We start from the raw sequence: 9,150 nt of genomic DNA on the forward strand, positions 1-9,150 counted from the left end.
CGGGGGTCTTCTCCCCCGCCCCGGCGGCCGTCTCCTCGGCCTCGCGGGCCCGGCGGCGCGCGGCGCGGCTGCTGAGCTCGGTGTCATCGGTGATCCGCGGGATCTCGCCGGTGAGCTCTGAGACACTCACGCCACTGCCGCCCTCGTCGGCCCGCCGGTGCCGGCGACCCTTAGGTGCGGCCGCGTCAGACTGCTCCGCGCCCATGCGCTTGAGCAGCTCCGCCACGGTGATCTGCTGACCGTCCTGATCCTCGGCCATCTCAGCTCCCCTTTCCGTCGCCGCCCGCGTCCCGGTCGAGACGCTGCAGAATGAGCCCTTCCCGCAGAGCCCACGGGCAGATTTTCACACTTTCCAACCCCAGAGCCCTCATCGACGCCTCCGCCACCAGCGCTCCCGCGACCACCTGATGCGACCGGTCAGAGCTGATGCCCTCCAACTCTGCCCTGTCTGCGGCCGTCATGCGAGAGATAAACGCGATCACCTGCCGCAGACCCGACGCGGTGAGGATCCGCTCCACCCGCGGCCCCTCCGACGACGGCGCCGCACCGGTGAGCCGCGCCAGCGTGCGGAACGTCTTGGAGGTGGCACAGGCCAGGTCGGGGATGCCGGCCGCCCGCAGGTCCCTGGCCGGGCCCTCCAGCTCGGCATCGATGAAGTCACGCAACTGATTGATGCGCCTGCGTTCCGGCGGATCGGTCTTGAACCAGTCGTGCGTCAGCCGGCCGGCGCCCAGGGGCAGGCTGAAGGCGTGCTCGGGCAGCTCGTCCTCGCCGCTCGTGAGCTCGAGCGAGCCACCACCGATGTCGAGGTTGACGATCCGACCGGCGCTCCAGCCGAACCACCGGCGGGCGGCAAGGAAGGTCATCCGCGCCTCGTCCTCGCCGGAGAGCACGCGCAACTCGATGCCGGTCTCCTTCTCGACCTTCTCGAGCACCGCGTCCGAATTGGCCGCGTCGCGCACCGCCGAGGTCGCCAGGGCCATGACCTCGCGGCACTTGGTGGCCTTGGCCAGATCGGCGGCCTCGTTGACCGCGTCGATCAGCCGGGCGACGCCGGTCTTCGAGATGTTGTTGTCCTCATCGAGGTACTCGATCAGTCGCAAACGGGTCTTGGAGTCGTTCATGGGCGTGGGGTGCCCGCCCCGATGGGCGTCGACCACCACGAAATGGACCGTGTTGCTCCCGACGTCCAGGACACCTAATCTCACACGCCCACCCTAAACGGTCTACGGTCGCTGGTTGTGACCGCCACCGAACGCACCAGCACCCCGGGCGCGCCCGCCGCGGAAGTCCCCCTCGACTTCCCCCGCGAGTGGTACACGTTCCCGGACCCCGCGAACGACCAGCACCTCGTCTCCGCGGACATGACCTGGTTGCTGTCCTCGTGGACCTGCGTGTTCGGCACCCCGGCCTGCCACGGCATCGAGGCCGATCAGCCCGATTCGGGGTGCTGCACGCACGGGGCGTTTCTTTGTGACGACGACGACCGCGCACGCCTGACCGTGAACGTCGAACTCCTGGGGCCCGAGGAGTGGCAGCACCGTGAGGCCGCGCTGGAGGCCGCGGAGGCCGAGGGAGGCGATCTCGAGCCGTGGCTGGAGGAGGACGAGCTCACCGGGGACGACGGCGAGCCCGAGCCCGCTCTGCGCACCCGGCGCCACGGCGGCCGATGCGTGTTCTTCAACGATGTCGGCTTCCCCGCCGGCTCGGGCTGCGCCCTGCACCACATGGCCCTGCGTACGGGGCGGACCCTGCCCGAGTCCAAGCCCGACGTGTGCTGGCAGCTGCCCATCCGTCGCACGCAGGAGTGGGAGACGCGGGCCGACGAGGTGCAGGTCCTCCACACCCGTATCGGCGAGTACGACCGTCGCGGCTGGGGCCCGGGCGGGCTGGACCTCGACTGGTACTGCACCGGCTCGCCCGAGGCGCACGTCGGCGCCGACCCGGTGTTCGTCTCGCTGCGCGACGAGCTGGTGGGCCTGCTGGGCGCCGAGTGCTACGACGTCTTGGCCGCCGCATGCCGGCGCCGCCGCCAGCTGGGCATCGTCGCCGTGCATCCCGCGACGGAGCGGGCGACTTCCTAGTCGAACAAATCCCACTCCGGACCGGACCAGCAATCGCCGGCAGTCGACGAACGGAAACCCACGAGGAGGCGGAGGTGATAGCCGACTTCCGGACCATTTCGGCATTCGACGTCTGCGCGAGGTGAATCGCCTGACTCAAGAGCCCGTCTGATGAACGCTGACAGAGGCATTGGCACAAAACCGAGGTGCACTCCGGAGAGCGTCTCGACCCTCACCGCGTTGGAATCGTGGTCATTCGACGAGTCCGGAACAAGTTTCAACTGATCGCCACGCTCGAGAGCATTGAGGACCGATAGAGCGGCATCGGGACGATGGCGTATCCCATGCACGAGGAACCGAACATCGATACAGCCGGAATCATCTGGTTCCGGAAGGGGTATGAGTTCGATCTCGTCCCCAACCCGGCGGCCACCCGTCCGACCCAGGATCTCGAACGGTTCCGCGTCGTCCCCGAGTCCCACCGCCTCAAGCGATCGAGCACGATCGGGACGATTCGCAGACATCACCCGCGAGGCGAAGACCGGGAATAGCGCTCCCGAGGAGTACCGGCGTGTCGCCGAAAGGCCTGGAAGTGGGATGAAGTCGGCTGCATACACCGCTTTTTGCAGGTAGGCGAACTCGTACCGGTCCGCGACGTGAGACAGTATGCCCACCGCGCGATATGACGACGTAGATGGATCGCGCCTGGTCACAAGTAACCGCGAGATTGCCGCCGTTGCCTGCTCGGCCACGGCAGACGACGTTTCATGAGTCAAAGTGGACATCGCGCAACCTCCTCAGGTTCTCTTCCAGCAACCGCATAACGAATGTACGTCGAGCGTCTGACATCCCCGGCACGTCGGCCACCGCCTTCGTCATCTTCTCAGTGTCCACCTCGCATACTCGATCCCTCCAGAACCGAGCCGCTGTTGGCTCCAACTGAGCGGCATCGACAACGACGTCCGTGAGTGTGCGGCCAGCTTCTCGAGCGAATCGCTGTGCTCGTGCCTTGGATGCGAATCGTTCCAAGTCCACTCGATTTCGGAACCTATCAATCTCGTGATCCTCCAAGCCCGACGACAGCGCGGACCCGTGATCGAAGGACTCCGCTAGGCGGCGACTCCGACCGTTGTCGAGAACGGCCCAATTCTCGGCGTGCCGGTCTGTATTGGCGACCCATACGTCGAACACCAGGTACCCGACGAACGCCGACATCGCTGTTGGACACTCGTCGGGCGATCGCAAAGGCGACTCCACGCCGTCAAGTACTGCGGCAATATTCTGCGGGTGGTGCCCGGGACGACCGGGGGGTTTTCGACCTCCGGCGCATGACTCGTAGTCGGGGAACTCAGACAGGAGGGTGTCTCCGGAAATGAGATCCCAGCCCGGTGGTGCCACGTTGCGGGACATAACGCCGACGGTGTCGCCATAACGCGCCAGATCAACCGTAGCTGACGGCAGCCCCACCAAGGGCGCCAAGCCTGCGCAAACCGCTTCCGCCCAATCGTCCCCTCTGCGGTATGGACGGCCGGATTTGAGGCCGGTCTTGGGTGCCTTGAACAACCACCAGTCGGGCCGTTCCGAGGCCGCGGATTCCGCGACCCAGAACTTGGGATCGGCTCCGACCGCTTCTTGCCCCACGACTACCCAGTGGCTTATGTCCCGGATTTCCTCGACCACCGCTCCACCGTAGTCGCCAGGTGCGACGCTCAGCCCTCGAACTTGTACCCCAGGCCGCGGACCGTCACCAGGTGGACCGGCTTGCCCGGGTCCTGCTCGATCTTCGAGCGCAGCCGCTTGACGTGAACGTCCAGCGTCTTGGTGTCGCCCACGTAGTCCGACCCCCAGACGCGGTCGATCAGCTGACCGCGGGTGAGCACCCGGCCCGAGTTGCGCAGCAGGTACTCGAGCAGGTCGAACTCCTTGAGCGGGAGGGTCACCACCGACCCGCGGACGGTCACCGTGTGCCGCTCGATATCCAGGCGCACCGGTCCCGACTCCAGGACGCCGATGTCATCCGGTTGGTCTCCCTCGGTGTCGGCACCGCGCCTCAGAACGGCCCGGATGCGGGCGATGAGTTCGCGGGCCGAGTAGGGCTTGGTCACGTAGTCGTCGGCCCCCAACTCCAGCCCGACCACCTTGTCGATCTCGCTGTCCCGCGCGGTCACCATGATGACCGGGACGCTCGAGGTCACCCGCAGGCGCTTGCACACGTCGGTTCCGGACATGCCCGGGAGCATGAGGTCCAGCAACACGATGTCCGCGCCCTCCGCGTCGAAGCTCTCCAGCGCGGTCGGGCCGTCGCCGGCGATGGTGACCTCGAAGCCCTCCTTGCGCAGGAGGAACGCCAACGGATCCGCGAGCGAAGCCTCGTCCTCTACGATCAGCACCCTGGTCACGGCACCTGGTCCTCTCCTTGTTGGTCGTGCTCGGCGGGGGGCGGGGCCCCCTCGCCACCCGGCTCCACATGGGCCGGGAGTTCGAGTGTGAACGTGGACCCGGTCCCGGGCCTGCTCCAGATGCTGACGCCGCCGTTGTGGTTCTGGGCGACGTGCTTGACGATCGCCAACCCCAGCCCGGTCCCGCCGGTGGCCCGGGACCGGGCCTTGTCCACGCGGAAGAACCGTTCGAACACGCGGGTCTGATGCTCGGGCGCGATGCCGATCCCCCGGTCGGTGACCCGCAGCATCACGGTGTCCCCGTCGAGCGCCCGCGTGATCGAGACCGGGGTGCGCTCCGGCGAGTAGTTGACGGCGTTGGAGATGAGGTTGGTCAACGCGGTGACCAGCAGTGTCCAGTCGCCCGAGATCTCGAGCCCGGAGGGCGCGTCGGTGATCAGCTCGATCCCGGCCGCCTCCGCCGCGGACGCCGACCTGCGCATGGCCTCGTCCACCACGGCGTCCACGTCCACCGGCTCGGGATCGCGGATCCGCTCGGCGCCCTGGAGCCGGGACAGCTCGATGAGCTCGGAGACCATCTTGCCCAGCCTGTGGGCCTCGCTCACCACTCGGCCGCCGAAGTACTCGACCGACTCCGGGTCGTCCTTGGACTCCAGCAGCGCCTCGGCCAACACGGCCATGGCCCCCACCGGTGTCTTGAGCTCGTGGGAGACGTTGGCCACGAAGTCGCGCCGGGCGGCCTCCATGCGCCGCTGCTCGGAGTCGTCGTCGGCGAACACCACCGCGAACTGACCGAGGTGGCCGCCGAGGATCTCGCTGCGGCCGCTCACCGACGGGATCCGGCGGCGCCCCGTGATGACCTTGGCGGGCAGGTCGAACGCCGAGGGCTCGCCGCCGGCGAAGGTGATCTCGGCCGCGCGCCACACCGGGTCCACCAGGAGACGGTCGTCCACGATGCCCAGCTCCGCGGCGCGACGGTTGTAGAGCACCACGTCCTGGTGTCGGTCCACCACGGCGAGCGCGTACGGCGCCTGGTGGTACACCGCCCGCAGGACCTCCAACCGGCTCGGCCCCTGCTGTTCGGCGAGCCGGAGCTCACGGCGGGCGTTGAGCCGGGGGACGACGAACCCGCCGACGACAAAGCCGACCACTGCGGCGATGATCGCGAGGGCGATCCCGAGACTGACCTGCACGAGGCAGATACTACGGTGCGGCGAATCGGCGACCACAACGGAGAACCCCCGTCCATCTGCGGGAAGTCCGCAGGTGGACGGGGGTTCGCCGCGTGTTCACCGGAGCGACACCTACTTCTGGGCGCCCTGGCTGGCGACGGCCGCGGCTCCCGCGGCCGCGGCCTCCGGGTCGAGGTAGGTGCCCCCCGGGTTGGAGACCAGACCGGAGTCGTCGAAGCGGTAGACCAGCGGGATGCCGGTGGGGATGTTCAGGCCCGCGATGTCCTCGTCGGAGATGCCGTCGAGGTGCTTGACCAGTGCGCGCAACGAGTTCCCGTGCGCGGCCACCATGACCGTCTTACCCTCCGCCAGCTGCGGCGCGATCTCGGCCGCGTAGTACGGGATGAAGCGGTCCACCACGTCCTTGAGGCACTCGGTCAGCGGCACCTCCGGCAGGTCCGCGTAGCGGGGGTCCGCCGACTGCGAGTACTCGTTGTCCGCATCGATCGCCGGCGGCGGTGTGTCGTAGCTCCGACGCCAGAGCATGAACTGCTCGTCGCCGAACTCGTCCTTGATCTCCGCTTTGTTGAGGCCCTGGAGCTTGCCGTAGTGCCGCTCGTTGAGCTTCCAGTGCCGCACCACGGGGATCCAGTGCCGGTCGCAGGCGTCGAGCGCGATGTTGGCCGTGGTGATGGCCCGACGCAGCAGCGAGGTGTACAGCACGTCCGGGAGGATGCCCTCCTCGGCGAGGAGTCTGCCGCCGCGGACCGCCTCCTCGCGTCCGAGGTCGGTGAGGTCCACATCGACCCATCCGGTGAACTGGTTGGAGGCGTTCCACGTGGACTGACCGTGACGCAGCAGGACGAGGGTTCCGTAAGCCATACGGCCATTATGACCCGACGCCCGAGGACTACGGTGCAGACATGACCACACACGCCGGAGACACCCCCGATCGACCCGACCGGCCGTGGACCGCCCACTACACCCCGGGCACCACGCACGACCTCGACTACGGCACCACCACGCTCATCGACCAGTTCGACGACGCCGTGAGCACCTACTCCGACCGGCCCGCGACCGAGTTCTTCGGCCGCCTGACCTCCTACTCCGAGATCGGCAGCCGGGTCCGCCACGCGGCCGAGGGACTGCGTCGACTCGGGGTGGGCCGCGGGGACCGGGTCGCCGTGCTGCTGCCCAACTGTCCGCAGGGGATCGTCGTGTTCTACGCCGCGCTGCGGATCGGCGCGATCGTGGTCGAGCACAACCCGCTCTACACCGCCGACGAGCTCGAGGGTCCGTTCGCCGACCACGGCGCGAAGGTGGTGGTGACCTGGAACGTCGTCGCCGGCATGGTGCGCGACCTGGCCGACCGCCCCGGCACGGAGATCGAGCACATCGTCGCCGTCGACCTGCTCGACGAGCTCCCCGCGGCCAAGCGCCTGGCCCTCAAGTACCTGCCCGTCCCCTCGCTGCGCGCCTCGCGGGCCAGGCTCTCCGCTCCCGCCCCCGGGACCCTGGACTGGCGCGATCTGGAGACCGGGCCGGAGCTGGACTTCTCCCATCCGCGCCCGCGGGCCGACGACCTCGCGCTGATCCTGTACACCTCCGGCACCACCGGCACACCCAAGGGAGCCACGCTCTCGCACGCCAACCTCGTGGCGAATGCCAAGATGGGCGAGGCCTGGGTGCCCGAGCTCGAGCTGGGGCGCGAGCGGTTCCTGGCCTCGCTGCCGATGTTCCACGCCTATGGGGTGACGATGTGCGTGGTGTTCGGCATCGCCCAGGGCGCGCGGCTGCAACTCGTGCCGACACCCGACATGGCCCTCATCATGCCGATATTCGCCAAGGACCTGCCCACCTTCATCCCGGCGGTCCCGCCGATCTACTCCAAGATCCTCGAGGAGGCCGACCGGCGGGGGATCTCGCTGCGGGGCGTACGGCACTCGTTCTCGGGGGCGATGAGCCTGCCCGCCGAGCTCATCGAGAGGTGGGAGGCCGCGACCGGGGGCCTGCTCGTGGAGGGGTACGGCATGACCGAGACCTCGCCCATCACGGTGGGCAACCCCATGTCGACGGCGAGGCGGGCCGGCAGCATCGGCGTGCCCTTCCCGGACACCGACATCCGCGTCGCCCACAAGGACGACCCCACCGTGGACGCCGCTCCGGGCGAGCCCGGCGAGCTGTTGGTCAGGGGCCCGCAGGTCTTCCCGGGCTACTGGCGTAACCCCGCGGCCACCGCCGAGACCTTCCACGAGGGCTGGCTGCGCACCGGCGACGTGGTGGTCCAGGACGCCGACGGCTTCCTCCACGTGGTGGACCGCATCAAGGAGATGATCGTCACCGGCGGGTTCAACGTCTACCCCTCCGAGGTGGAGGCGGTCCTGCGCAGGGCCCCGGGCGTGGCCGACTGCGCGGTGGTGGGCCGGCGCGGACCGGACGGGGGCGAGCAGGTCGTGGCCGCGGTCGTGCTCGAACCGGGCACCGAGCTCGACGCCCCGGCCCTGCGCGCCCACTGCAAGGCCTCACTCGCCGGGTACAAGGTCCCCCGGGAGTTCGTGGCGCTGGGCGAGCTGCCCACCAACCCGATGGGCAAGGTCCTGCGCAAGAAGGTCGCCGAGCAGCTCTGACGGGAGCCGCGACGCCCGCACCCGCGACGCTCCACACCGTCGACGCTCCTCACCGTCGGCGCCCCACACCGTCGGCGCCCCACACCGTCGAAAAGAGCGTCCCGCACACATCGGCCGAGAAGAGGGTGAGCGGAACGCTCTTCTCGACGGAGAGGCGGGCGCCGGGGGCGGGCGCCGAGGGCTCGCGGGTTACTCGTGCCCCGGCTGGGGCAGGTCCTCGGTGAGGTGGCGGAACGCGTCCAGGTTGCGCAGCGGCTCACCGCGCGAGACGCGCCACTCCCACTCGCGGCGGATCGAGGTGTGGAAGCCGGTCTCGAGCAGGATGTTGAAGTCGTGATCCGCCGCCTCGAGCACCTGGCCCAACACGCGGTCGAGCTCCTCCTCGGTCACCGCGACCAGCGGCATCCGGCCCACCAGGTAGATGTCGCCGTTGTTGTCCAGCGTGTACGCCACCTGGTACAGCCGACGGTTGCGCCGCAGCAGGTACTTGTAGACCCTCTCGAAGTCCTCGTCGGGCTTGCGGCAGACGAATGCCTCGATCCGCACGCTCTCCCGGTTCACCGTCAGATGGCAGGCGGTCTTGAGCCGCTTCTCCCCCGGCAGCTGGACCACGAAAACGCGGCCGTCGGCCAACGTCGACTCGATGTCCCGCTCCACCAGGAAGCGTCGGATCAACTCGAGGGTGGGGCGGTCGACGTCGTCGGCACCGCGCGGCGCGGACCCGCCGTCGTCGTCCATGCGCTTGTTCTCGGTGGGGTCGATCATGGTGACTCCTTCGGTTCGACGGCCCGGACTCGTGAGCGATTCGTCACGGGGGCTTGTTCGGACGGGGCCGGGTTCGCGGGCCGGGGTCGCGGGCCGCGCCGCTGCGGTCCGGATTCGCGCGCCG

At 68.8% G+C, this 9,150-nt stretch carries 8 protein-coding genes and 1 pseudogene; 2 read left to right on the top strand and 7 right to left on the bottom strand.

The window, feature by feature from the left end:
- Together G6021_RS01290 and G6021_RS01295 are read right to left on the bottom strand one after the other, a co-directional pair.
- Positions 1-259 (bottom strand): annotated as a pseudogene (locus tag G6021_RS01290) (hypothetical protein); the annotation flags it as partial.
- Between the two features lies 1 nt (position 260).
- Complete coding sequence (locus G6021_RS01295; protein WP_182640504.1) at positions 261-1,208, bottom strand: Ppx/GppA family phosphatase; 948 nt, start codon at positions 1,206-1,208, stop codon at positions 261-263.
- A 33-nt stretch (positions 1,209-1,241) separates the two neighbouring features.
- On the opposite strand from G6021_RS01295, the gene G6021_RS01300 reads away from it, so the two are divergent.
- On the top strand, positions 1,242-2,084 hold the full coding sequence (locus tag G6021_RS01300) for a hypothetical protein (RefSeq protein ID WP_182640505.1): 843 nt from the start codon (positions 1,242-1,244) through the stop codon (positions 2,082-2,084).
- Between the two features lie 744 nt (positions 2,085-2,828).
- On the opposite strand, the gene G6021_RS01310 is transcribed toward G6021_RS01300, so the two are convergent.
- The 4 genes from G6021_RS01310 to G6021_RS01325 all read right to left on the bottom strand — a co-directional run bounded on the left by G6021_RS01310 (position 2,829) and on the right by G6021_RS01325 (position 6,516).
- Positions 2,829-3,743, bottom strand: coding sequence for a HipA domain-containing protein (locus G6021_RS01310; RefSeq protein WP_182640507.1), 915 nt, complete (start codon positions 3,741-3,743; stop codon positions 2,829-2,831).
- A 29-nt stretch (positions 3,744-3,772) separates the two neighbouring features.
- Positions 3,773-4,462, bottom strand: coding sequence for a response regulator transcription factor (locus tag G6021_RS01315; protein ID WP_179523391.1), 690 nt, complete (start codon positions 4,460-4,462; stop codon positions 3,773-3,775).
- Positions 4,459-5,655 carry an ATP-binding protein gene (locus tag G6021_RS01320; protein WP_179523392.1) on the bottom strand — a complete coding sequence of 399 codons (1,197 nt, stop codon included), beginning with the start codon at positions 5,653-5,655 and terminating at the stop codon, positions 4,459-4,461. The genes G6021_RS01315 and G6021_RS01320 overlap by 4 nt, the downstream gene beginning before the upstream one ends.
- 111 nt (positions 5,656-5,766) lie before the next feature.
- Positions 5,767-6,516 (bottom strand): phosphoglyceromutase, encoded by a 750-nt coding sequence (locus G6021_RS01325; protein WP_179523393.1) that lies wholly within the window; start codon positions 6,514-6,516, stop codon positions 5,767-5,769.
- A gap of 41 nt (positions 6,517-6,557) precedes the next feature.
- Between G6021_RS01325 and G6021_RS01330 the strand changes: the two genes are divergently transcribed.
- On the top strand, positions 6,558-8,261 hold the full coding sequence (locus G6021_RS01330) for a long-chain-fatty-acid--CoA ligase (RefSeq protein ID WP_182640508.1): 1,704 nt from the start codon (positions 6,558-6,560) through the stop codon (positions 8,259-8,261).
- Positions 8,262-8,450: 189 nt separating this feature from the next.
- Here G6021_RS01330 and G6021_RS01335 read toward each other — a convergent pair whose 3' ends face one another.
- Entirely contained in the window at positions 8,451-8,999 is a 549-nt protein-coding gene (locus G6021_RS01335) for a YbjN domain-containing protein (protein ID WP_179525998.1), read from the bottom strand.
- Positions 9,000-9,150 lie beyond the last annotated feature (151 nt).

This window comes from Dietzia sp. CW19 (assembly GCF_014145265.1).
In the GTDB taxonomy this organism is placed as follows: Bacteria; Actinomycetota; Actinomycetes; order Mycobacteriales; family Mycobacteriaceae; genus Dietzia; species Dietzia natronolimnaea.

Excerpts from the sequence above, each read along its gene's own strand:
- G6021_RS01325 (WP_179523393.1), bottom strand. The coding sequence starts at position 6,516 with ATGGCTTACGGAACCCTCGTCCTGCTGCGTCACGGTCAGTCCACGTGG.
- G6021_RS01330 (WP_182640508.1), top strand. The coding sequence starts at position 6,558 with ATGACCACACACGCCGGAGACACCCCCGATCGACCCGACCGGCCGTGG.
- G6021_RS01335 (WP_179525998.1), bottom strand. The coding sequence starts at position 8,999 with ATGGACGACGACGGCGGGTCCGCGCCGCGCGGTGCCGACGACGTCGAC.